Genomic DNA, 22,517 nt, shown 5'->3' with positions numbered 1-22,517 from the left:
GACCGGTGGGGCGGCGCTCGCCGCCCCACCGGTCGCCCTTCTCCCACGGAGCCGGAATGTCTTATCGCACAACGCAGTCCGAGGTCGACGGCGAGTTCAGGCTGGGCCCGACCAAGACCCCCGTGTGGGCGGTCGTGGTCAAGTGGCTGGCCATCGTGGCCGCCGCCGGGCTGGCCCTGTACGTCGCCACCAGGCTCGCCCAGACGGGCCACTGGATGTTCGCGGTCGTCGCCGGGACGGTCGGCGTCGCCGTGCTCGGCATCTACGCCACGGGCCGCGCGGTCCCGCTGAAGTACCTCCTGCCGGGCATGCTGCTCTGCCTCGCCTTCCAGGTCTGGCCGATCGGTTACACCGTGCTGACCAGCTTCACCAACTACGGCGACGGGCACACCTCCAGCAAGGAGGAGGCGACCCAGCAGAACCTCACCTACAGCGTGCGCGAGGTCCCCGGCTCGCCCCGCTATGCCCTCACCGTGGCCGTCCCCGAGGGGCAGCCGAAGGCGACCGGCGACCTGCACTTCCTGCTCGTCAGCCCCGACAAGAAGCTGTACGACGGCACGGACTCCGGCCTGGAGCCGCTGGCCTCCGAGGGGGTCGAGCAGGCACCGACCACCGGCAAGGTACTCTCGGCACCCGGCTTCACCGTGCTCAACGCGCGAGAAGTCAACTCCCGCAGCGATGTTCGCGAGTTCGCGGTGCCCACCGACGGCGGCAGCGGCATCAAGGCGGTCGGGCTGTCCGAGGCGTTCGAGGGCCGTCCGACGCTCGTCTGGGACAAGGACGCCGACACCCTCACCGACACCCAGAGCCGCGAGGTCTACGTCCCGCGCGACGCGAGCTGGGTGCCGCGCGACGGCACCGGCGAGGCGCTCCCGGTGGGGTGGAAGGAGAACGTCGGCCTGGCCAACTTCGGCACGGTGCTGACCAACTCCACGATCCGCACCGGCTTCGCCAAGATCTTCGCCTGGAACGTCGCGTTCGCCCTGCTGTCGGTGGGCACGACGTTCGTGCTCGGCATGTTCATCGCGCTGCTGTTCAACGACCGCCGGATGCGCGGCCGCGGGATCTACCGCAGCCTGCTGATCCTGCCGTACGCCATCCCCGCCTTCGTGACGGCGCTGGTCTGGGCCTCGATGTACAACCAGGAGTTCGGCCTGATCAACACCCTCACGGGGCTCAACGTCGACTGGCTCGGCAACCCGTGGGCGGCCAAGGTGGCGCTGCTGCTGGCCAACCTGTGGCTGGGCTTCCCCTACTTCTTCATCATCTGCACCGGTGCGCTGCAGTCGATCCCGCAGGACGTCATGGAGGCCGCCCGGGTCGACGGCGCGTCGGCCTGGCGGACGCTGCGTTCGATCACGATGCCGCTGCTGATGGTGGCGGTCGGGCCGCTGCTGATCGCCTCGTTCGCCTTCAACTTCAACAACTTCGGGCTCATCTGGCTGATCACGGCCGGCGGCCCGTTCACCGAGGGCGACGCGAGCATCGGGTCCACCGACCTGCTCATCACGTACGCGTTCCGTCTCGCGTTCACCAGCTCGTCGCCGAACTTCGGTCTGGCGTCAGCGGTCTCGATCTTCATCTTCGCCTTCGTGGCGTTGATCAGCATCCCCGCGTTCCGGCGCACCCGCGCCCTGGAGGAGGTCCACTGATGTCGGCCGTCGCGCAGCCCAACCCGATCACCCCCGCCGTCGGCGACGAGCTCGACGAGTCGGTCGCGGTCGCCGACCGGCAGCCGCCGCGCGGGCACGGATCCACCTGGTGGCGCCACGCGCTCGGGATCCTCGCCCTGGTCTGGGCGCTCTTCCCGATCGTCTTCCTGCTGTCGGCCGCGCTCAACCGCACCGGCTCCCTGTCGACGAGCTCCCTTCTGCCGCAGTCGTTCTCGCTGAACAACTTCTCCCAGCTGTTCAACGACCCGGCCCGGCCCTACACGAGCTGGTACCGCAACTCGCTGATCATCTCCCTCGTCGGCTCGCTGGCGACGGTCTTCATCGGGGCCTGCGCGGCGTACGCCTTCTCCCGGCTCCGCTTCCAGGGTCGCCGCCCGGGCCTGATGGCCCTGCTGCTCCTGCAGCTCTTCCCCGGGCTGCTCGCAGTGGTCGCGCTCTACCTGACCTTCAACGCGATCGGCGACGTGCTGCCGGGCGTCGGGCTGAACACCACCTGGGGCCTGATCCTGGCCTACCTCGGCGGGGCGATGGGCGCCAACATCTGGCTGCTCAAGGGCTACTTCGACACCGTGCCCCGCGAGCTCGACGAGGCCGCGCGGGTCGACGGCGCCTCGCACGCGCGCATCTTCTTCACGATGACCCTGCGGCTGGTCATGCCGATCCTGGTGACCGTCTTCATGGTCAGCTTCGTGAGCCTGTTCGGCGAGTTCATGCTGGCGAGCATCTTCCTGCTCGACGCCGACAAGCAGACCCTCGCGGTCGGGCTGTGGTCGATGAGCAAGGGCAACGAGGCGAACCGGCTGTTCGGGCAGTTCGCCGCCGGGTCGCTGCTCGGCTCGCTCCCGACGGTGCTGCTCTACCTCGCCTTCCAGAAGCAGCTGATCGGCGGCGCCACCGCGGGCTCGGTCAAGTGACCGACCCGGCCCCGCTGCGGCGCCCGCACCACGACGGGTCGGCGCTCTACGTCGCCGACCCCGCGCCGCGGCCGGGGCAGCGGGTGCGCGTGCGGGTGCGGGTGCCGCACGCGTCCGGCGTGACCGAGGTGCACCTGCGCCAGGTGACCGACGGCGAGCCGGAGTTCCGGCCGGCCACCCGCGTCGCGAGCGACGACCTGGAGAGCTGGTGGGAGGCCGAGGTCGTCTGCCACAACCCGGTCACCGGCTACCGGTTCGTGCTGAGCGGCGAGACCAGCGGCTACCAGTGGCTCAACGGCACCGGCGTGCACGACCGCGACGTGCCCGACGCCGCCGACTTCCGGCTCGTGACCCACGACCCGCCGCCCGACTGGGCGCTGGACGCCGTGGTCTACCAGGTCTATCCCGACCGCTTCGCCCGCTCCGCCGCCGCCCCGCCCGTGACGCAGGTCGCTCCCGACTGGGCGATCCCGGCCGGCTGGGACGACCCGGTCACCGCCGAGCCGCACCTCGCCGGGCGGCAGCTGTTCGGCGGCGACCTCGACGGCATCGCCGAGCACCTCGACCACCTCGAGCGACTCGGGGTGACCACGCTCTACCTCACGCCGTTCTTCCCGGCCGGCTCGAGCCACCGCTACGACGCCGCCACGTTCGACGCGGTCGACCCGGTGCTCGGCGGGGACGAGGCGCTGCGCCGCCTGGTGCGCGCGGCGCACGAGCGCGGCCTGCGGGTGCTGGGCGACCTCACGACCAACCACACCGGCGACCGGCACGAGTGGTTCGTCGCCGCGCAGACCGACCCGGCCGCGCCCGAGCGCGACCGCTACCTCTACGACGAGACCGGCGACTACGTCTCCTGGCTCGGGGTGCCCTCGCTGCCCAAGATCGACCACGAGAGCACGAGCGTCGCCGAGCGGCTCTTCGACGCCCCCGACGCGACCGTACGCCGGTGGCTGGCCGGGCCCGACGGGCTCGACGGCTGGCGCGTCGACGTCGCGAACATGACCGGCCGGTGGGGCGCCCAGGACGTCAACCACGAGGTCGCGCGCCGGATGCGCCGCGCGGTGCAGGAGACTCGCGCCGACGGTCTGCTCATCGCCGAGCACTGTCACGACCACTCCCGCGACGTCGACGGCGACGGGTGGCACGGGGTGATGAACTACAGCGGGTTCACCCGCCCGTTGTGGACCTGGCTGCGCCACCCCGGCACGGCCCCGAGCTTCCTCGGCTCGCCGCTGATGGTGCCGCGGCTCGGCGGCGCCGCCGTGGCCGACACGATGGACGAGTTCACCGCGCTGGTGCCCTGGCGCAGCCGCGCGCACAGCTTCACGCTCGTCGGCTCGCACGACACGACGCGCATCCGCACCCTGGTCGAGAGCCCCGACGAGGTGATCGCTGCGGCGGGGCTGCTGCTGACCCTGCCGGGAGTCCCGATGATCACCTACGGCGACGAGATCGGGATGCTCGGCAGCTTCGGCGAGGACGGCCGGCGCCCGATGCCGTGGGACGAGTCCCGTTGGGACAACAGGATTTTCGCGGCCTACCAGGAGCTGATCCGCGCGCGCCGCGACCTCGAGCCGCTCCGGCGGGGTGGCATGCGCTGGGTGCACACCGACGACGACGTGCTCGTGTTCCTGCGCGAGACCGCCGAGCAGGTGGCGATGGTCGCGGTGTCGCGGGCGGCGTACAGACTGGGGGTGCCCGCACGCGACCTGCCCGGTGTCGACGAGCGCCGGGTTGTCGTCGGGGGCGCTGCCCTCCAGGTCGACGGCGACGTCACGCTGAGCAGTGACCGAGCCGGTGTCGGGGTCTGGGTCTGGTCGAGAGAGGTGCCGTGATGGCCATACGCCTGTCCGAGGTCGCCAAGCACGCCGGCGTGAGCGAGGCGACGGTGAGCCGCGTGCTCAACGACAAGCCCGGCGTCGCGCGCGGGACGCGCGAGGCGGTGCTGACCTCGGTCGACGTGCTCGGCTACGAACGACCCAGCCTGCTGCGCCGTCAGATGGTCGGCATGGTCGGGCTGATCGTGCCCGAGCTGACCAACCCGATCTTCCCGGTGATGGCGCAGAGCATCCAGATGGGGCTCGCGGCCGAGGGCTACACCGCGGTGCTGTGCACCCAGGCCCCCGGCGGGGTGCACGAGGACGACTACCTGCAGATGCTGCTCGACCGCGGCGCGGCCGGGGTGATCTTCGTCAGCGGCCAGCACGCCAACCTCGACGTCGACCTCGAGCGATATCACCGGCTGCGCGCCCGCGGCCTGCCGATGGTGCTGATCAACGGGCACCGCCCCGAGGTCGACGCGCCGTCGCTGTCCAACGACGACGCCGCCGCGGTCGAGGTCGCGCTGGCGCACCTGGTGCAGCTCGGGCACGAGCGCATCGGCCTGGCGACCGGGCAGCACCGTTATGTCCCGGTGGTGCGCCGCGTCGAGGCGTTCCGCCGGCTCGCCGCCGAGCTGCTGCCCGACCTCGATCTCGATGCGATGGTGCAGGAGACCTGGTTCGGTCTGGAGGGCGGCGTGCAGGCCGGGGCCGACCTGATCGAGGCCGGCGCCACCGCGGTCATCTGCGGCTCCGACGTCATCGCGCTCGGCGTCACCCGCGCCGCTCGGCAGGCGGGGCTGTGCGTGCCCGACGACCTGTCCGTGGTCGGCTACGACGGGTCGCTCATCTCCGCCTTCAGCGACCCGGCGCTCACCACGGTCCGGCAGGACACCACCGCCATCTGCCACGCCGCCGTGCGCGCGCTCGTCGACGAGATCGGCGGCCGGCCCCACCGCCGGGGCGAGGCGCTGTTCGCCCCCGAGCTGGTCGTCCGCGCCTCCACCGGGCGTCCGCCCGAGCGCTGAAACGCGGCTTGAGCGCTCTGACTCCGCTGCAACCCGGTCAGAGCGCTCAAGCCGCGTTTCAGCGTGGCGCGCCGCCCCCTTCAGCCCGCCGTACGCCGGTCGGCCACCGCGCGCAGCGTCGCCACCGCGTCGGGCGGCCCAGCCACCCGGAAGCCGGCGAGGGTCTCGCCCGGACCGACCTTGACGGTCACGTTGCGCTCGTCGTCGCGCAGCGCCGCGAACGCGGTCTCGTCCGTGACGTCGTCACCCTGGTAGAGCGTCGCCGCGACACCCAGGTCGCGCGAGAGTGCTTGCAGCGCTTGGCCTTTCGAGACCGGCAGCACCGACAGCTCGACGACGTCCTTGCCGCGCATGGCATGCACGCCGGCGACCTCCTCGGGTACCCGTAGCGCCGCCGACGTCGCCGGCTCGGCCACCTCCGGGGCGACCCCGCGGGTGTGCAGCACGATGCCGGCGGGCTTGTGCTCCAGCCGCACCGGCGGGTGCTGCTCGGCGATCCGGGTGAGCACCTCGACGGTGTCGGCGAGCCGCTGCCGGGCCCGGTCGTCGAGCGTGGCGCCCAGGTCGAGCTCGACGCTGGACTCGGCCCCGTGCGACCCGATCAGGATGACCGGCGACGCGGGTTCGACTCCCGCCGCCGCCCGCAGCGACGCCAGGTCGCGCCCCGACACCAGCGCCGCCGGGGTCCCGGCCCGCGCGAGGCGCTCGAGCAGCGCCACCGACCCGTCGATCGGGCGCGAGTCGGCGGGGTCGTCGACCAGCGGGGCGAGCACCCCGTCGAAGTCGGTGGCGACCAGCACCCGGTCGAGCGCGGTGAACCGGTCGATCGCGGAGCGCAGCTCGGGCGTCAGGTCGGTCGGCACGACATCTCCTCGCTCGTCAGGACTCGCTCGTCAGGACTCGGTCGGCGCCGGTTTCTCGGGCGCCGCGCGCAGGGCGGCCAGGTAGGTCTCGGCCCAGTGCTGCACGTCGTTCTTGGCGACCTGGTTGCGCAGCGCCTTCATGCGGCGGGCGCGCTCCTTCTCGGGCGTCTCGATGGCGTCCATGATCGCCTGCTTCAGGCCCCCGATGTCGTGCGGGTTGGTCATGAACGCCTGCCGCAGCTGCCCCGCGGCGCCGGTGAACTCCGACAGCACGAGCGCGCCCGGCCCGTCGTGGCAGGTGACGTACTCCTTGGCGACGAGGTTCATGCCGTCGCGCAGCGGCGTGACGAGCATGACGTCGGCGGCGACGTAGAGCGCGGCCATCTCCTCGCGCGGGAACGACCGGTGCAGATAGGTCACCGTGGTGTGACCGATGGGGGAGTAGGCGCCGTTGACCGACCCGACGGTGCGCTCGACCTGCTCGCGCAGCTCGCGGTAGGCCTCGACCCGCTCGCGGCTCGGCGAGGCGACCTGCACCAGGCACACGTCGTCGGCCGACAGCCGCCCGTCGCGCAGCAGCTCCTCGAACGCCTTGAGCCGGTGCCGGATCCCCTTGGTGTAGTCGAGCCGGTCGACCCCGAGCAGCACGGTGCGCGGGTTGCCGAGCTGCTCGCGGATCTCGCGGGCGCGCTCCTGCACCGGCTCGGACATCGCAAGCTCGCGCAGCCCGCCGGCGTCGATCGAGATGGGCACGGACGCGGCCCGCACGCGACGGTCGGTGTGCGGCACGTCGACGACGTCGCCCTTGGTCCGCGCGCCGAGCAGCCGCCGGCAGGCGCGCAGGAAGTTCTCGGCGTCGGCCGGCCGCTGGAAGCCCAGGAAGTCGGCGCCGAGCAGGCCGGTGAGGATCTCGCGGCGCATCGGCAGCTGCCCGAACAGCTCGACCGGCGGGAACGGGATGTGGTTGAACCACCCGATGCGCACGTCGGGCCGCAGCTCGCGCAGCAGCGCCGGCACCAGCTGCAGCTGGTAGTCGTGCACCCACACGGTCGCGCCTTCGGCTGCCACCTCGGCGCACTGCTGGGCGAAGCGCTCGTTGACCTGTTCGTACGCCGCCGCCCACGACCGCCGGAACGTCGCCGGCACGATCACGTCGTGATAGATCGGCCACAGGCTGTCGTTGCTGTAGCCCTCGTAGTAGCTGGTGACCTCGTCGAGGCTCAGCGGGACGGGCACGAGCAGCAGCTCGTCGTCGGTGAACGGCTCGGGCGTCTCGTCGGGGATGCCGGCCCAGCCGACCCAGGCCGCAGACCGGCCGCGCATCACCGACTCCATCGCGGTGACGAGTCCGCCGGGACTGGTCTGCCACTCCTCGGTGCCGTCGTCGCGGACCACGCGGTCGACCGGCAGCCGGTTGGCCGCGATCACGAAGTCGTACGTCCTGCTCGGCACCGGAATCCGCCTCCCAGGTGGTGGGTGGACGAGTCGTCTGATTCGACACTAGTCGCGGGTGGTCGCGACCCATCGGGGTGGTCGCGATCCGGTCGCGCCAGACCGTGACGCGGCGCGGCGACCGGCGTTAGATTCAGTCATGCGCATCAACGACGTCCTCCGCAACAAGGGAAACCAGGTCGTCACCATCCGCAGTGACGCGACCGTGGGCGACCTCGTCGACCTGCTCGGCGAGCACGGCATCGGCGCGGTCGTGGTCGTGGACGACCCCGAGGCCCCGGCGCCGGTCGGCATCGTCAGCGAGCGCGACGTCGTCCGCCGGCTGCGCGACGGTGGCGTCGACTACCTCGCGAGCCCGGTCGCGCGGATCATGACCACGGACGTGCTGACCTGCCAGCCCGACGACGAGATCGAGGGCGTGGCCCGCCAGCTCACCGAGCACCGCATCCGGCACCTGCCGGTGCTCGCCGACGGCCGGCTCGCGGGCATCGTCAGCATCGGCGACGTCGTGAAGCAGCGCATGGACGAGCTGCAGGCCGAGCGCGACCACCTGACCACCTATATCCAGGGCTGACACCCAGCGCGGGTCCGACCGGCTCCCAGGATCTGTGAGGGAGACGGCTTACCGTGGAGGCATGGCAGCAGACGCGCGCCCGCCGAGGGGACCACAGGAGCGCGCTTCCGGCGACCCGGTGACCAAGGGGCATCGCCTGCCCACCGCGGTGCTCGGCGGGGGACGCGGCACGAGCCCCGACGATGACCCCACGCTCGAGCTCGGCCCCGGGGCCCAGATGCTCGGGCCCTACCTGCTCGTCGACAAGATCGGCGAGGGCGGCATGGGCGTGGTGCACAAGGCCGTCGACCGCGACGGCACCGAGGTCGCGGTCAAGGTGCTGCGGCCGCACATCGCCCACGACGACGGCGCCCGCGACCGGCTGCGCCGCGAGGTCAGCACGCTCGCGCGGGTGCGCCACGACGGCGTCGCCCCCGTGCTCGACGCCGACATCGACGGACCCAACCCCTACCTCGTCACCCGCTACGTCCCCGGCCCGCCGCTGGACGACGTGGTCGCGGAGCGCGGCCCGCTCTCGCCCGACCAGCTCGTCGTGCTGGGCCGCGGCCTCGCCGAGGCGCTGGAGGAGATCCACCGCGCGGGCGTCGTGCACCGCGACCTCAAGCCCGGCAACGTGCTGATGGTCGGCGACGACCCGGTGCTCATCGACTTCGGCATCGCCCACGCGGCCGACGACGTGCGACTGACCATGACCGGGCTGGTCATGGGGACCCCCGGATACCTCTCGCCCGAGGTGGTCGAGGGCGCGCCCGTCTCCGAGTCCACCGACTGGTGGGGCTGGGCGGCGACCCTGGCCTTCGCGGCGTCCGGGAAGGCGCCGTTCGGCAAGGGCCCGATGCCGGTCGTGCTCGACCGGGTCTCGCGCGGGCAGGCCGACCTGTCGGGGGTCGACGAGCGGCTCCGGCCGCTGCTGGCCGCCGCCCTGTCGCCGGTGCCCACGGAGCGGCCCGACGCGGCCACGGTCCTCGACGAGCTCGAGCGCTATGCCGCGGGCGGTCATACGCGCGGGGTTCCGGTGCAGACCACCGCGCCCGACGCCGGTTCGGGCCGGCCGAGCACCCAGCAGACCCCGGCCGTCCCGCACACCCAGGTGCAGCCGCAGGCGCAGCCCTCCTCGACCTCGGTGCTGCCGCTGGCCGCACCTGCCGCGCAGACCGACCCGTTCGCGACGCCGACGCGCGAACCCGCCTCTGCCCGTACGTCTGCCGCACCTCCCGCAGGCCCGGCGCCCACCGAGCCGGTCGCCCGGCCGCAACCGGGCACCCGCCCCGACCCCGCGACCCGGCCCGAGCCCGCGCAGCCCGCCCGCCGCGGGTGGGGGCGCCGGCCCCAGGCCGAGCCCGCTCCTGCGCAGCCGGCGACACCGGCGTACCCCACGGCGCAGGGCGGCCAGCCGCAGCCGTGGCAGTCCGGCGGCGGGCCGACCGGCCCGACCGCGACGCACGACTGGGCCGCGCGTCAGCCCGACCCGCGCATCGGTCTGTCGGCGCGCACCGGCAGCCTCGCGGGGCTGCTGCTCGCGCTGCTCGGCATCACGGCGCTGTGGCCCGCCGTCGGGCTCGGCCTGCTCGTGCTGTGGACGATCGCCGCTCGCTGGACCGACCGGTCGATGACCTCGATGGTGCTGCGTCGCTTCCAGCAGGGGGCGCGACGGTCCGACGGCGTGATGGCCGTGGTCGCCTCGCCGTGGCACGGGCTGCGCGCCGTCGTCGCCACGTTCTTCTCCCTGCTGCTGCCGGCCTTCGTCGGCGGCGTCGCCGCCGTCACCACGGCGCTGCTGGTGTCGATGACCACCGGTGACCGGCCCGAGCTGGAGGCCTCGCTGCCCTGGGTGGTCGGCACGCTGATGGCTGCCTGGGTGCTGTGGTGGGGTCCGGGCGGGCCGTCGATGCGGCGCGGCTCACGCAGCATCGTGCGCGGGCTGCTGCGCAGCGAGCCGCTCACCAAGGCGGTCATGGCGCTGTGCGTGGTGATCGCGGTGTGGTGCGCGTTCTGGGCCTTCACGAACGACATGGCGGTCAGCTGGTGGCCGTTCGACCCCCAGGGCTCCTGGTCGCTCGACGACTGGATCCCGCAGCTGCCCGGCTGACGCCCGTGGCCGACTCCTCCTCGCCCGAACGGCCCGCGGCCAGGCTGCGCCCGGTGCGCCGTCGCCTGATGCGCGGCGAACCGGTCACCGACCCGCTGCCGCTGCGCGAGTCGCTGCGGCACACGCCCTACCGCGACCCGCGGGTGCGCGACGAGCCCGGCGAGATCGCCGAGCGGCGCCGCCGGATGGAGCTGTCGGTGCGCGTCGGCGAGCTGCTGCTGCGCTGCGGCGCCTCGACCCGCGACGTCGAGAGCGCGGTCATCGCGGTCGCGGCCTCGCTCGGTCTGCGGCGGCTGGAGGTCGACATCACCAACCAGTCGCTGCTGGTGCAGGGGCCGGCCCCGAGCGGCGGCGAGCCGCTCACCGCGCTGCGCGTCGTGCGCACCTCCACCCGCGACTTCGCCCGGCTCGCCGCCGTGCACGACCTCGTCGACCGGATCATCACCAACGACCTCGACGTCGAGCAGGCCGGGGCCGAGCTGAAGCAGCTGCAGCGCGAGCCGCGGCTCTACCCGCGCTGGCTGGTGACCCTCGGCTACGGCGGCCTCGCCGGCTCGGTGGCCGCGCTGCTCGGCGGCGGCATCGTCGCGATCGCCGTGGCGGTGGTGTCGGCGATCATCATCGACCGGGTCGGCCGGGGGCTGAGCCGGCGCGGCCTGCCCTACTTCTACGTCTGCGCCGCCGGCGGCGCCATCTCGACCGTGCTGGGGTGGCTGGCGTTCGTGCTCAGCCGCCTCGGCGACGGGCCGTGGGCGATGTCCACCGTCGACTTCGCCTACGCCGTCGCCGGCGGCATCGTGGTGCAGCTGCCCGGGCGCTCGATGACCTCGGCGGTCGAGGACGCCATCACCGGCTATCCGGTGACCGGCGCCGGCCGGATGCTCACCACCGTGCTCACCGGCGCGGGCATCATCATCGGCGTCGCGTTCGGGCTCTCGCTCACCCTGCGGCTGGACCGGGCGCTCGACCTGGAGCTCAGCACGCCCGGGGCGCTGCGGTTCGAGGGGCAGGAGCCGCTGCTGTGGCTGGTGGTCCTGTGCGGCGCCACCGGCGCGCTCGCCTCGGCGATCACGATGCGCTCGCGGCTGCGCATGCTGCTGCCGACGGCGCTGCTCGGCATGGTCGGGCTGCTGGTGTCGCAGACCCTCACCCGCTACATCGACCTCGGCGCCACCTCGGCGGTCGCCGTCGGCGCCATCGCCATGGGGCTGCTCGGCCGGGTGACCGCGCTGCGGCTCGGGGCGCCGCCGATGGTGCTGGTGGTCCCCGCGATCTCGCCGCTGCTGCCCGGGCTGCGCATCTTCCAGGGGATGTACGAGTCCGTGTCGGGCACGGTGGTCGGCGAGGCCGCCGCCGCGGCCACCAGCGAGGGCGTCGTCACCCTGGTCGGCGCGGCCGGCGTGGCGCTCGCGCTGAGCACCGGGATCGTGCTCGGCGACCTGATGTCCTCACCGCTGGACCGGTCGGCGGTCCGCCGTCGCCGCGCCCGGCGCCGGTGAGTTTCTGGTTCAACTAGCCCCCGTCGTACCCCTTCCGTGCCGTAACATTCTGGCGGCCCTGGCGATGACAACTGTGCCGTCACCGACAGGGCGTGCGACAACTGAAAACCCTTTGTGCGCGCGCCAGAACGCCGAACCTCGTCACCCATGGCGCGTTTCCCCGGACGGTCCGGGGCGCAGACGAGGGCGGGGGACCCAACACCGGGCGCGACAGCGTCCTGGGGTGAAGCCGGGGAGACCCGGCCGGGCACCTGACAGCTCGAACCCGACAGCTCACCTCGCAGGCGTTCGTCAGGGAAGGAACCCTTCGTGCCTTATACCCCGAAGCACGCTGCACCCAAGACCGTCTCTCGCACCGGTCGCCGTGCCGCCGGTGTCGTCATCCTCTCCGCGGCCACCGTCGGCGCCGGGCTCGGCACCGCCGGCAAGGCCGAGGCGCACACCCCCACCAACGTCTGGGACCGCGTCGCCGAGTGCGAGTCGGGCGGCAACTGGTCGATCAACACCGGCAACGGCTACTACGGCGGCCTGCAGTTCTCCTACTCCACCTGGAAGGCGTTCGGCGGCCAGAAGTACGCCTACACCGCCAACCGCGCCACCCGTGAGCAGCAGATCCTCATCGCCCAGGCCACGCTGCGCGTGCAGGGCCCCGGCGCCTGGCCGGTCTGCTCGGTGCGCGCCGGCCTGACCCGCACCAACGGCCTCGCGGTCGTGGTCGGCAGCGGCGACTCGGTGAGCCGCGACACCACCCGCCCGACCACCAGCAAGCTGGCGCTCGACGGCTCGTTCGGCCCGCTCACCACCAAGGCCGTGCAGAAGTGGGTCGGCACCACCCAGGACGGCTCGTTCGGCCCGATCACCAAGCGCGCGCTGCAGCGCAAGCTCGGCGTGACCCAGGACGGCTCGATCGGCCCGAAGACCATCGCCGCGCTGCAGACCCGCATCGGCATCTCGCGCGACGGCGCCTACCGGATGAACTACCGCACCACCCGGGCGCTGCAGGTCTACCTGAACAACAACGTTCTCTGATCTCCGCGATCTGAACGACGTCCACGAGGCGCACCGGCTTGCCGGTGCGCCTCGTGCGTTCCTGTGGTGTACGTCGATGCGGGCGCGGGCGTGTACGTCACCGGCGCTCGCCGCTGGGTCCGCCCAGGGTCAGCTGAGCAGGCGGCGCAGCTCTGCTCGGAACTCCCCGCTGTGCGCGGCCGAGGTAGCGCCGGTCATCCGCAGCTGCAGCTCGCCCAGGTAGGTCGCATAGGCGACGGCCGCCCGGGCGCGGGCGCGCGCATCCGGGACGCCCTGGCCGCGGAACAGCTCGACCAGGTAGTCGGTGCGCGCACGGTGGACGCGATCGACCACCGGCTGCACCTGCGGGTGGGCCGCAGCGGAGAAGATCATCCACTCGGCGCGGTCGGTCTCGTGCGGCCCGAAGACCTCCTCGAGCAGCCGGTCGCCGCGGCGCGCCTCCGGTTCGGCCCGCACGGCGTCGATGACCGCCGACGTCGTCTCCTGCGCCCAGTGCTCCAGCGCGGCGTCGATCAGCTCCGCCCGGTTGGCGAAGTGCCAGTAGAAGCTGCCCTTGGTCGTGGCGAGGCCGGCCGCGAGGGGTTCCACCTTCACCGCGTCGAGCCCGGACTTTCCCCAGGCGCGCAGGGCGGCGTCGACCCACGCCTGGCGGTCGAGGCGGGGCTGGCGTTCTGAGGTGGGCACCCTTGCAGCGTAACCGTACGCTGGCGTATGGTCGCCGTACGCCACCGTATGGAGGGGATCATGACCAGTCTGTTTGGCCGGGTCACGTCGGGGCCCGGCGTCCGGATCCGCAACGTGCACAGTCGGATTGCGCGAGGCGGCCTCGCGGATGCCGAGCGGCTCATTGAGCTGCTCGGCGGTGACGACGACGCGCTGTGGCCGTCGGATCGCTGGCAACCTTTGCTCCTTGACCGCGGCGCGGTGGTGGGCAGCCGCGGCGGTCACGGGCTGGTGCGCTACACCGTGTCCGCACGCGAGCCGGGTTTGATCGAGTTCACGTTCGACAAGGGCACCGGGCTCGTCGGCAGCCACCGGCTTTCGGTGGAGCAGCTGAGCGGGGGCCGGTTGCTGTGGATGCACGAGCTCGACGGTCGCAGCATCATGCCGCGCGCCGCCACGGAGGCCGTCGTCGTGCTGCACGACGCGTTGATCGAGGACCTGCTCGACGCGGCCGAGGCGCTCGGTGCGGGCGAGTCGCTGCACCGGCGACGCTTCGGACCCGCCGTCGCCGCGCTGCACCGGCTCGATCGATGGTTCGACCGGACGCCACGCGCGGTGGCTTCCGCCTGACCTCGGCCGTTGTCCACAGGGCGGGTCTCAGCCGCCCTCCGGGCCCGGCGGCCCGGCAGGATGGCGCCGTGCCGATCTACGCCCTGCTGCTCGCCGCCGTCGCCGGCGGGGGAGCCGGCGTGGTCGTACGTCGGTGGCTGGTGCGCGGCTCCTGGCGCCTCCCCGAGGAGCAACCGAGCCGGTCGAGTAGTCGCGAGGCGGGCTCAAGCCGGTCGAGTAGTCGCGAGGCGCTAGCCGAGCGGCGTATCGAGACCACCCACACCGGCGCCCTCCCGCGCCTGGCCTGGGAGCCGGCGGCCCTTGCGATCCTGTGGCCAGGGCTCTTGGCAGTCGTCGGTCGAGTCGACCATCCGTGGGCCTGGCCCGCGCTCGCGGTCCTGTCCGCCGCTGGCGTCGCCCTGACCTCCATCGACCTCGCGGTCCACCGCCTCCCCGACATCTTCACGCTCGGGTCGGTCCCGGTGGTCGGCGCGCTCCTCGCGTTCGCGAGCTGGCGCGAGGGCGACTGGCAGGGCTGGGTCACCGCCGCGTGGGCCGCAGGCGTCGCGCTCGTGGTGCTGCTGGTCCTGGGTCTCGGCGGCATGGGGCTCGGCGACGTGAAGCTCGGCGTCCTGCTCGCCGGCGCGCTCGGCTGGTTCGGCGTCACCGTGGCCCTGGTCGGCCTGCTGCTCGGATTCGTGCTGGGCGGCCTGTGGGCAGGCGTGCTGCTCCTGACCGGACGCGCCTCTCGCAGCACGCGATTCGCGTACGGCCCCTGGATGCTGCTCGGCGCCCTCGCGGCCCTGCTCACGATGCCCGGCTGAGCCCCGGGCGTGCTGCTGAGAGTGCGCAACACGCCCATGTCGTACGCCTTCGATGGGCCCTTTGCGCACTCTCACCGGAGCGGCGTGGGCGGCGGCGGGCGGGCTCGGCGCGCGGAGCCGGTGACAGGAGTCGAACCTGTGCCAGTCGGGGCTCAATCCCCGGAATGCCGGGGATTTCCCGGGCTCGCGTGCAACATGCGTGCCATGCGAGCGACCGAGGTGACCCCCGCGACGCGGTGAACGTCCGGGGGTCCGACGACAGCACAGGAGGCTGCCGCGATGACCAACCTACCCACCACCAGCACCCCGACCCTGTACGTCGGCCGCTGCACGACGTGCGGCTGGGAGACTGAGCCGCTGCGCTACGTCGCGGCCGGTGACCTGACCGAGGCGCACTCGGGCACCTGTCCGGAGGCCAGCACCGAGGTCTGGCCGGCGGATTCGACAGGTCTGTCGGATTCGGACGGTCGCCGGGAGCCGGGCCTGCCGAGGTTCGTCTGCCCGGCCTGGTGCACCACGCCGCACGAGCAGCACGCGTCCGAGCTGGCCGGGATGGAGGGGCAGCTCGTGCACCACGGCGCCGTCGACAAGGACCAGCCGACCGAGGTCTGGCTGTGCGAGGCGACCTGGCCCGCGGGCGAGCCGACCGGCGACCAGCCGACCCTGACCGTGGCCGGCAGCTGCCAGGAGCTGACCGTCGACGAGGCGCGCGCGCTCGCGAAGGCGCTGCTGCGAGCCGCGAACGCGCTGCAAGCTCGCACCCAGCCGGAGGTGGCCCGATGAGCACGCGCCCGCACGTCGAGGGCGAGCACCCCGGCTGGTGCCGCCTCGGACCTAGCTGCGCCCCGAGCAGCGAACGACGGCCCGTGGAGCACTGCGGTTCCGACTTCGTGTTGCGCCCCGAGCACGACGACGTGCGGGCCGAGGTCACTGTGCGCCACGACGAGGACGTGCTGCGCGGTGTCGATCACGGCCGCACCGTGGTCGTGCTGGACCTGGAGAACGAGGCGTTCATCGGCGCGCGGGCCGACACTCGACGCGAGCGGGCTGCTGCCGCCCGAGGGAGTCGGTGTGCTGATCGACGTGCGGAATTTCCGCACGCTGCACGAGTGAGTCGCGGATCGGTGCAACGGTCTTGTCGGACACCCCGACGCGCTCCGCGTGCTGTCGGTTCGACAGGTGCGGGTCGGCCTTGAGCGACTTCGCGATGAGTTCGCGCTTCTGCGCCTGGGTCAGCGGGCAGCCCAACTCGCCGAGAGCCGTTTCGGCTGGTACCCCCGAGACGAGCTGCAGCAGCCCCGCTAGTACGGGATCGATCCGGTAGTACCGACCCGGGGTCTCAGGAATGTTGCGACCCCGGGTCGACTCAAAGGGTTCCTCAGAGACCCCTGCTCCGGGGCGGGCGGGTCGGCCGCGACGACAGAGTCGCCCACGTGGTGCGCGGCCGAGTTCTCCGTGGACTGACCCACGGAGGTCTTGGGAGCAGGTGTCTCATCTGAGACATGTGCAGGTGTGTCATATGACACACCTGCCACGTCTCGCGACACCTGCTTGTGGCTCATCTGCACGACCGGCGCGATAGCCTCATGGCCGGACGCTACGCCCGGCAAGCACCAACGCGGCGCATCCTCGCTTGGAACCTGGGTGGGGGTGAACCCCCGGTCGCCTCGCCGGACCACCTCCGGCATCGCCGAGCACCGACGCAAGCGCGACTGAGGCTCAGCGCCAGGCGATCAGGCTCGCCATGCGGGTGCTGGCCGCCCAACGGCTGAGCCGGTGGCGGCGCGGTCCGGTGCGTCGTCGCATCCTGGTCACCTCCTTCGGTCTCTGTTCGCCCCCGGGCCTCCAACCCCTTCCCCCGGCCGGCTGACCGCCACCGGGACGTACTGCGGACTTTCCCGCGTACGGGTTCGGGGAGGCGGCTGTGGTGGTCATTTGGTGATGCCAGGTGCGGGATCCCCAGACCCGTAGAGAACCCGACCCGCAGTACCTCCGGGTCTGCTGCCGCCGGCAGGGGGAGGGGTTCCCCACCCGGGTGTCGCAGGGTCGGTCTGCACCGGAAAGGAATCGAAACCGGCTCTCGGCCCTTGGCCGCGTCACGCACGCTCGGCTTTGACGACGTTCCCGGGTGGGGAGGATCAGGCGGCCGGTTCCGGCTCTGGCTCGAGCTGGGGCCAGGTGCGCCGGTAGCCGCCGCCGCGTCCGCTGACCACGGTGGTCAGCTCCGCCGGGAGGACGTGGCCGAGTGCCGTGAGCAGCAGCCGTTCGGTGTCGGTGGCGGGCCTGTCCCTGCGGCCCCAGACCATCAGCTCGTGGTCGCTGTTCCTGGTCGCGTCCTCGGCCGTGTAGAGCGGACAGGTGACGCGGTGCTGGATGGCCAGCCAGCCCGCCGGGTGTCCGGCGAGCTGGCTGCCTCCGCAGCTGGGGCAGGTCACGCGGTCGGGTCCTCCTCGACTGTTGCGGCCCGCAGCGCGGCCTCGGGGTCGCCGCCGAGCTCGATCTTGATGATCGCGGCCTCGTGCGGGAAGCAGAACCCGACGCGCATCTTGGCCCGGATCGCCGATCGGTCGGAGGTGAAGAACACCGAGCCGTCGACCTCGACCTCGGCGTCCTCCCGCACGACGAGGTAGACCCGATCGGAGGGGAGGCCCCAGATCGTCTGGTCATCCACGGCCGTGCTGGTCAGGATCGGTACGCCGGCGACGAGCCGCTGCGCTGGTTTGGTGGGGTCGTTCTGCAGCAGGGGCTCGTTGCTGCCCTCGGCCTTCTTCACCATCGCCAGGTTCAGCATGGTGTTCGGCGAGCACACGAACCGGGTGATGAAGGTGCCCTGGCTCTCGGCGCCGGCCATGGCGCCGACGAAGGCGTCGGTGTTGCCCAGGGTGGTCTCGGCGACCGGGACCCGGCCGACCCGATCGAGCGAGGCCAGTCCGGCGGGTGCCGGTGCGGCGAGCGCCCCGAAGAAGGCCTGGTCGAGCTTGCGGGACAGGTCGCGCGCGAGGCCGGCCCCGACGGCCGCAGTCGCCTCCGGCGAGGAGTCGTCGCGCAGCTCGTTGCTGATGATGCTCAGGCCGGCGAGCTTGGCCATGGTCGCGGAGGCCTCACCGAGCGCGGCGTCACTGACCGGGATCTCCTCGCCCTCGGCGACCCAGGCGGCGCTCGGGTCGCGGGCGACGACGGGGACGCGGAACTCCTTGGAGGAGGTGGGGATCACGGTCGAGACCTGCGCGGCGACCGAGCCCGCGAGGGTGGGCTGGATCAGCAGGTCGCCGACCTGCTCGGGCAGCAGGATCGCGCTGGCGTTGGTGGTGGTCATGGTCGATGCCATGGGGATGCTCCTTGGTGAGAGGCGTGAATGTGGTTGCCTCGCAGGGCCGCTGGCCTGCGACGGTGCTCACCTGGAGCGAATCGGCTTGGTGGGGTGGGCAACCCGGCCCGGAACCTCAAGCTGACTTGAGCATACCGGACCGGGCGCCCTCCGTTCGCGTCAGTCGCGCTGCTGGTCGTAGGAGGCCTCGACCGCCAACGGCGAGCGCGACAGTGCTTCGGCCCAGGTCGAGCGCGCGGGTGCCGGCGGCGCCGGTGGCTTCCCCTGGCCCACGTCGGGCCAGGTCGTGACCGGTGCCGCGAGGCCGGGTCGGGACGCCAGCAGCTCAGTCACGCGCTCGCCGACCAGCGCCGGGTCGACGTTGCCGTCGGCGTCGAGCACGTCGGCCAGTTCGGTGCGGCCCACGTCGAACACGTCGCTGCCCTGCGCCAGCTTCTCGCCGGCCAGGCGGGCTACCTCGGCCCGCTGCAGGGTCGCGACCCGGGACGCGAGCGCGTCGCGCTCGGTCTCGGCCTCCCGGAGTCGGGTGCGGTACTTCGCGGCCTCCCCGCGCGCCTTGGCGGCCGGGTCGGACTCGTCGCCGGGCTCGGCCTCAGGCGTCTCATTGGGCACTTGCCCATTGACGTCTTCCGTGGCGGCAGGGGGGTGCGGGGTCGGCAGCTCCACGGCCTCGGTCGTGTCGGTCTCGGTGGCGGTCTGGTCGGTCACTGGTCGTCTCCTTCGGTGTCGTCGTAGCGGGCGCCGTAGGTGAGCAGCCGCTCGCGCCACTGCTCGATCGCGACGGTTCGCTCCTCGTCGCTGGGGTAGGCGCGCAGGAGGAAGTCGCAGGCCAGCCCGGCCAGGGACGACAGCACCTGGTGCGCCTCCGTGCGCGAGTGCGGCATGAGCCCGGTGATGGCCTTGGCGTCCCGGCGGCGGTAGGCGTCGACCATGGCGAGCGCCGCGAGCTGGGAGCCCAGCAGCGTCTCGGGCGAGTCGTCTGCGCGGCCGTACAGGTTGGCGGCCATGCCGGCCAGGGTGCGGGCGACGAGGTTGGCATCGGTCGCGTCGGGTAGTGCGAACGGCCAGGGCTCCTCGGCCCCGTCCAGGAAGGTGTGCACCATCGCCAGCGAGGTGCGCTCCACGCCTTCAGAGCTCAACATCAGAGGTTCCTTTCGGTAGTGATCGCCACGGCTCCGCAGCCGAGGCAGGTGTGGATGAACCAGCCCGGGACTGCCCGGGATGGGGTGGTCTCGACGGTGCGGGTGATGCACCGGTGCTTGTGCTTCACGCTGCTGCCTCCTGCCGTCCGCAACCGAGGCAGCGGGGCCGCCCCGGTTCGGCGTTTCCGCAGGTCAGAGGCTTGGGTGACGGGTGGTGACCCTTTCCCTCAACTTCTCTACGCGAGGGGGTATAGGAAAAGATGCGGGGAACCGTCACCATGCGTCACCCCCAGCACCGTCGAGGCCGTCCGACAGCGGCATCAGACCGCTTCTGGTGGCCCCTCGTTTGGTCCTCCGAGCAGGGTGGCCGAGCCGGTCCAGCTCCTTGCCGAAGGCCTTCTCGGTCAGCGCCTCGGCCCCGTCCGCGACCGCCCAGCGTTGCCAGGCCGCGTACAGCTCTCGGGTGGTCGCGGCCGCGGTGACCGCGACGTGACAGCCCTCGGCGACGAAGCGGCGCACGGCATCGGACTCGGCCTGGTAGGCATCGGTCGCGCGCAGCACCGTGGGCGGCTCCTGCATCCCCCCGGCCCGCCAGTCGGCGTACCCGGCGACCGCCCACGCCAGCACCGCGTCGGCGTGCAGCAGCAGCCGCTCGGGCAGGTCGACGTCACGCTGCTCGGGCGGCACGACCACCTCGAACGGCACCACGCGCACTCGCCGCCAGACAGCCGGGTCGTTGCCGCGCACCACTGGCAGGCTGTTCGTGACGTAGACCAGCGAGTGGCTGGGCGTCCAGACCACCGGGTCTCGGTACAGCCGTCGCGCGGTGAGCCGGTCGCCGCCGGTGAGGCGCTTCATCGTGGGCTCGTCGAGCTTGCGGCCTTCCTCGGTCTCGGAGCCGACGACCAGCCGGGCGCCGAGCAGCTGCATCAGCTCCGGCCCGCCGCTGCCGCGGCCCCGGTCGTGCGACATCAGCAAGGCCGGGTCGATCACGGTGCCGTAGTCGCCCAACGCGGCCAGCACGGCGCCGTAGAGGGTCGACTTACCGTTGGCGCCGGACCCGATCAGCACCGGCAGCAGGTGCTCGGTGACGCGCCCGTGCAGGGCTTGCCCGACGACGCGCTGCAGGTAGCCGCGCTCGGGCTCGTCCGGCAGCACGCTGGCCAGGAACTCGGCCCAGACCCGCGGGTCGGCGGCCGGGTCGTACGCGGCTTTGGTGACCTTCGTGATCCGGTCGGCCGGGTCGTGCGCGCGCAGCTCCATCGTGCGCAGGTCCAGCGTGCCGTTGGCACAGTTGAGCAGCGCCGGGTCGGCGTCCAGGTCTGCGACCGTGGCCGCGAACTCCACCAGCCGGGACGCGACACCGAGGACGCCCTGGATGCCGCTGTCGGACTCGCACTTGGCGACGTCGGCGCGCAGCACCTTGTCGGTCACCGACTCCGCGAGCGCGTCGCTGAGCACGTTCAGCACGGCACGCTCGGCATGCCCGCGGTCGTCCTCCGCCCAGCGAGTCCCGTCGTAGTGATGCCAGCCGATGCCGCGGACGAACAGCAGTCGGTCGACGTGGCTGCGAGCGAGCCGGTAGGCGAGCCGGACCTGGCCGCTGTGCTGCTCACCGGAGCCGGACACCCGGCGCCCGTACTCGTCGAACTCGTCGGCGCTCACCGACTCCAACGCGCTCATGCGCGATCACCCGCCTGCCCGCGACGACGCGCGTGGTCGGCACGGAACGCGGCGATGCTCGCGGCCTCGCGCCGCGCGGCGCCCTCGACACTGAGGTCGTGGCCGAGGTCCGGCAGCCCAGCAGCCCGGTGGACGACCGCCGCTGCGGCCCGCTGCAGCGCGCCCAGCTCGTCGTCCTGCAGCTGGCGGCCACGCTCGAGGCCGGCCCGGTAGCCGGAGCCGTAGCCGTCGAGCCAGAGCCGCCAGGCATCCTCGGAGAGCGAGGCCAGGTCAACCAGCCGCTGCTCATCAGCAGTTCTGCTGATGAGGTCGACCGGCGCGTCATTGTCCATCTGGACGTTCAGGGCTGCGCTCATCGCAGATCACCGCCCTCGGGGTCGAGCGGCTGCACGGCCACGACGCGAATCAGCTCCATGCGGCAGGCCAGACCGGCTGCTCGCACGCGGTCGACCTTCCGCTCGGCCGAGCGGAGGTCGGCGAACACCTGGACGGCCACGATCCCGTCACGGCGGACCGAGTAGACCCTGACGTAGAAGTCTCGACGTCGAGAGAGTTGGATCACTCCCGCGCGGCGATCGTCGCGGTCGTCGGTGGTCCGTGCGATAGTTGAAGCGCCGTTGAAGTCGCCTGCTGAAACGTGCTCTGCCGCCTCGTGGTTCGCCTCCGCGGGGCGGCTCGCGTTCGCCCGGTGCATCAGGCACCACCGCCCATCACGTTGCGCACCGCGGTCTGCGCCGTCGGGTCGAACCCATGCAGCATGTGCCACGACGGGCCGAACGCATCGCGGCAGTACGCAACAGCCGCAACAGGATTCGGCCGCTCAGCACGCGAGAGGTAGTCAGCGACCAACCGACGCGCCTGCTTGCCGGACAAGCCGGGCAGCCGGCCGCGGACGTGCTCGACGTACGTGCGGTGCGTGGGCAGGGTCGAGTTCATGACCCCGGGCGATCCGCCCGGGGTGACGGCGGGCCTCATGCGGCGTCACCGCCGGTGGGGATGGGGCGCAGGGCTCGGTCTAGCTCGTCGAGGTCGACGCGCAGGACGCGCGGGCCAAGGCGGTACCCGGTGAGGGTGCCGTCAGCGATCCGTCGACGAATGGTCTTGGGGGACAGGTCGTATATCTGGGCTGCGGTCGCGACACTGGCGAACCGGCGATTGGAGCGCAAAGGTCTCTCCTGTGGAGAACCCGACGGCCGGAACAGACCATGCCGCCGGAAAGCGGAAGGGACTGCCCATGTCGGGCGGGGGCGCGACCATGCCGGTCTGCTGGCTCACCCCTGAGCCTGTACGCGCGCTGCCGCGACCGTGTCGGTCTGCCTGCAGG

At 72.4% G+C, this 22,517-nt stretch carries 22 protein-coding genes and 1 riboswitch; of the genes, 11 read left to right on the top strand and 11 right to left on the bottom strand.

The features are described 5' to 3' along the window. Positions 1–56: 56 nt before the first annotated feature. The 4 genes from FB554_RS12755 to FB554_RS12740 are packed head-to-tail and all read left to right on the top strand — an operon-like array spanning position 57 to position 5,438. Complete coding sequence (locus tag FB554_RS12755) at positions 57–1,652, top strand: ABC transporter permease subunit (protein ID WP_142006639.1); 1,596 nt, start codon at positions 57–59, stop codon at positions 1,650–1,652. Continuing rightward, positions 1,652–2,587, top strand: coding sequence for a sugar ABC transporter permease (locus FB554_RS12750; RefSeq protein ID WP_142006636.1), 936 nt, complete (start codon positions 1,652–1,654; stop codon positions 2,585–2,587). The genes FB554_RS12755 and FB554_RS12750 overlap by 1 nt, the downstream gene beginning before the upstream one ends. Next, the gene (locus FB554_RS12745) at positions 2,584–4,425 is read left to right on the top strand and encodes a glycoside hydrolase family 13 protein (RefSeq protein WP_211344600.1); all 1,842 of its coding nucleotides are present in this window, start codon (positions 2,584–2,586) and stop codon (positions 4,423–4,425) included. The genes FB554_RS12750 and FB554_RS12745 overlap by 4 nt, the downstream gene beginning before the upstream one ends. Beyond that, entirely contained in the window at positions 4,425–5,438 is a 1,014-nt protein-coding gene (locus tag FB554_RS12740) for a LacI family DNA-binding transcriptional regulator (RefSeq protein WP_142006634.1), read from the top strand. The genes FB554_RS12745 and FB554_RS12740 overlap by 1 nt, the downstream gene beginning before the upstream one ends. 80 nt (positions 5,439–5,518) lie before the next feature. Here the strand turns inward: FB554_RS12740 and otsB are convergent, their stop codons facing one another. Then, positions 5,519–6,301 (bottom strand): trehalose-phosphatase, encoded by a 783-nt coding sequence (otsB, locus tag FB554_RS12735; RefSeq protein ID WP_236022391.1) that lies wholly within the window; start codon positions 6,299–6,301, stop codon positions 5,519–5,521. 30 nt (positions 6,302–6,331) lie between these two features. Continuing rightward, positions 6,332–7,753, bottom strand: a complete 1,422-nt coding sequence (locus FB554_RS12730) for an alpha,alpha-trehalose-phosphate synthase (UDP-forming) (protein WP_142006632.1) — start codon at positions 7,751–7,753, stop codon at positions 6,332–6,334. Between the two features lie 139 nt (positions 7,754–7,892). Here FB554_RS12730 and FB554_RS12725 point away from each other — a divergent pair, with 139 nt between their 5' ends. The 4 genes from FB554_RS12725 (at position 7,893) to FB554_RS17830 (ending at position 12,944) form a co-directional block, all read left to right on the top strand. Beyond that, positions 7,893–8,327, top strand: coding sequence for a CBS domain-containing protein (locus FB554_RS12725; protein ID WP_142006630.1), 435 nt, complete (start codon positions 7,893–7,895; stop codon positions 8,325–8,327). A gap of 61 nt (positions 8,328–8,388) precedes the next feature. Further along, a complete protein-coding gene (locus FB554_RS12720; RefSeq protein ID WP_142006628.1) occupies positions 8,389–10,416 on the top strand; it encodes a serine/threonine-protein kinase in 2,028 nt (675 codons plus the stop codon). A gap of 53 nt (positions 10,417–10,469) precedes the next feature. Continuing rightward, positions 10,470–11,915 (top strand): threonine/serine exporter family protein, encoded by a 1,446-nt coding sequence (locus FB554_RS12715; protein ID WP_236022390.1) that lies wholly within the window; start codon positions 10,470–10,472, stop codon positions 11,913–11,915. A 155-nt stretch (positions 11,916–12,070) separates the two neighbouring features. After that, positions 12,071–12,217, top strand: a riboswitch (cyclic di-AMP (ydaO/yuaA leader). Between the two features lie 7 nt (positions 12,218–12,224). Next, complete coding sequence (locus FB554_RS17830; protein WP_142006626.1) at positions 12,225–12,944, top strand: transglycosylase family protein; 720 nt, start codon at positions 12,225–12,227, stop codon at positions 12,942–12,944. Positions 12,945–13,073: 129 nt separating this feature from the next. Here the strand turns inward: FB554_RS17830 and FB554_RS12705 are convergent, their stop codons facing one another. Then, positions 13,074–13,628, bottom strand: a complete 555-nt coding sequence (locus FB554_RS12705; protein WP_142006624.1) for a TetR/AcrR family transcriptional regulator — start codon at positions 13,626–13,628, stop codon at positions 13,074–13,076. A gap of 27 nt (positions 13,629–13,655) precedes the next feature. Here FB554_RS12705 and FB554_RS12700 point away from each other — a divergent pair, with 27 nt between their 5' ends. The 3 genes from FB554_RS12700 to FB554_RS12690 all read left to right on the top strand — a co-directional run bounded on the left by FB554_RS12700 (position 13,656) and on the right by FB554_RS12690 (position 15,823). Next, entirely contained in the window at positions 13,656–14,237 is a 582-nt protein-coding gene (locus FB554_RS12700) for an SRPBCC family protein (protein WP_142006622.1), read from the top strand. A 68-nt stretch (positions 14,238–14,305) separates the two neighbouring features. Further along, positions 14,306–15,040 (top strand): prepilin peptidase, encoded by a 735-nt coding sequence (locus FB554_RS12695; protein WP_170206877.1) that lies wholly within the window; start codon positions 14,306–14,308, stop codon positions 15,038–15,040. A gap of 279 nt (positions 15,041–15,319) precedes the next feature. Further along, positions 15,320–15,823: a DUF6907 domain-containing protein gene (locus FB554_RS12690; RefSeq protein ID WP_142006618.1), complete on the top strand. Its 504-nt coding sequence runs from the start codon at positions 15,320–15,322 to the stop codon at positions 15,821–15,823. 1,355 nt (positions 15,824–17,178) lie between these two features. Here FB554_RS12690 and FB554_RS12685 read toward each other — a convergent pair. The 8 genes from FB554_RS12685 to FB554_RS12650 all read right to left on the bottom strand — a co-directional run bounded on the left by FB554_RS12685 (position 17,179) and on the right by FB554_RS12650 (position 22,129). Continuing rightward, positions 17,179–17,475, bottom strand: coding sequence for a hypothetical protein (locus FB554_RS12685; protein WP_142006616.1), 297 nt, complete (start codon positions 17,473–17,475; stop codon positions 17,179–17,181). Beyond that, a complete protein-coding gene (locus FB554_RS12680) occupies positions 17,472–18,368 on the bottom strand; it encodes a phage major capsid protein (protein ID WP_211344599.1) in 897 nt (298 codons plus the stop codon). Before FB554_RS12680 ends, FB554_RS12685 begins: the two co-directional genes overlap by 4 nt. 159 nt (positions 18,369–18,527) lie before the next feature. Next, positions 18,528–19,076, bottom strand: coding sequence for a hypothetical protein (locus FB554_RS12675; protein ID WP_142006614.1), 549 nt, complete (start codon positions 19,074–19,076; stop codon positions 18,528–18,530). Next, entirely contained in the window at positions 19,073–19,510 is a 438-nt protein-coding gene (locus FB554_RS12670; RefSeq protein WP_142006612.1) for a hypothetical protein, read from the bottom strand. The genes FB554_RS12675 and FB554_RS12670 overlap by 4 nt, the downstream gene beginning before the upstream one ends. 273 nt (positions 19,511–19,783) lie before the next feature. Then, entirely contained in the window at positions 19,784–21,193 is a 1,410-nt protein-coding gene (locus tag FB554_RS12665; RefSeq protein WP_142006610.1) for a DNA primase family protein, read from the bottom strand. Beyond that, positions 21,190–21,549, bottom strand: coding sequence for a hypothetical protein (locus tag FB554_RS12660; RefSeq protein ID WP_142006608.1), 360 nt, complete (start codon positions 21,547–21,549; stop codon positions 21,190–21,192). Before FB554_RS12660 ends, FB554_RS12665 begins: the two co-directional genes overlap by 4 nt. Further along, a complete protein-coding gene (locus FB554_RS12655; RefSeq protein WP_142006606.1) occupies positions 21,546–21,887 on the bottom strand; it encodes a hypothetical protein in 342 nt (113 codons plus the stop codon). Before FB554_RS12655 ends, FB554_RS12660 begins: the two co-directional genes overlap by 4 nt. Further along, positions 21,887–22,129: a hypothetical protein gene (locus FB554_RS12650; protein ID WP_170206876.1), complete on the bottom strand. Its 243-nt coding sequence runs from the start codon at positions 22,127–22,129 to the stop codon at positions 21,887–21,889. The genes FB554_RS12655 and FB554_RS12650 overlap by 1 nt, the downstream gene beginning before the upstream one ends. Positions 22,130–22,517 lie beyond the last annotated feature (388 nt).

Source organism: Barrientosiimonas humi (genome assembly GCF_006716095.1).
Lineage (GTDB): Bacteria > Actinomycetota > Actinomycetes > Actinomycetales > Dermatophilaceae > Barrientosiimonas > Barrientosiimonas humi.
Note: the sequence above shows the minus strand (reverse complement) of the source record. Positions and strands in the feature narration are given on the sequence as shown.

Coding starts and splice junctions, on each gene's coding strand:
- FB554_RS12755 (WP_142006639.1), top strand. CDS start 57: ATGTCTTATCGCACAACGCAGTCCGAGGTCGACGGCGAGTTCAGGCTG.
- FB554_RS12750 (WP_142006636.1), top strand. CDS start 1,652: ATGTCGGCCGTCGCGCAGCCCAACCCGATCACCCCCGCCGTCGGCGAC.
- FB554_RS12740 (WP_142006634.1), top strand. CDS start 4,425: ATGGCCATACGCCTGTCCGAGGTCGCCAAGCACGCCGGCGTGAGCGAG.
- FB554_RS12725 (WP_142006630.1), top strand. CDS start 7,893: ATGCGCATCAACGACGTCCTCCGCAACAAGGGAAACCAGGTCGTCACC.
- FB554_RS12720 (WP_142006628.1), top strand. CDS start 8,389: ATGGCAGCAGACGCGCGCCCGCCGAGGGGACCACAGGAGCGCGCTTCC.
- FB554_RS12700 (WP_142006622.1), top strand. CDS start 13,656: ATGGTCGCCGTACGCCACCGTATGGAGGGGATCATGACCAGTCTGTTT.
- FB554_RS12690 (WP_142006618.1), top strand. CDS start 15,320: ATGACCAACCTACCCACCACCAGCACCCCGACCCTGTACGTCGGCCGC.
- FB554_RS12680 (WP_211344599.1), bottom strand. CDS start 18,368: ATGGCATCGACCATGACCACCACCAACGCCAGCGCGATCCTGCTGCCC.
- FB554_RS12670 (WP_142006612.1), bottom strand. CDS start 19,510: ATGTTGAGCTCTGAAGGCGTGGAGCGCACCTCGCTGGCGATGGTGCAC.
- FB554_RS12665 (WP_142006610.1), bottom strand. CDS start 21,193: ATGAGCGCGTTGGAGTCGGTGAGCGCCGACGAGTTCGACGAGTACGGG.
- FB554_RS12660 (WP_142006608.1), bottom strand. CDS start 21,549: ATGAGCGCAGCCCTGAACGTCCAGATGGACAATGACGCGCCGGTCGAC.
- FB554_RS12655 (WP_142006606.1), bottom strand. CDS start 21,887: ATGCACCGGGCGAACGCGAGCCGCCCCGCGGAGGCGAACCACGAGGCG.
- FB554_RS12650 (WP_170206876.1), bottom strand. CDS start 22,129: ATGAACTCGACCCTGCCCACGCACCGCACGTACGTCGAGCACGTCCGC.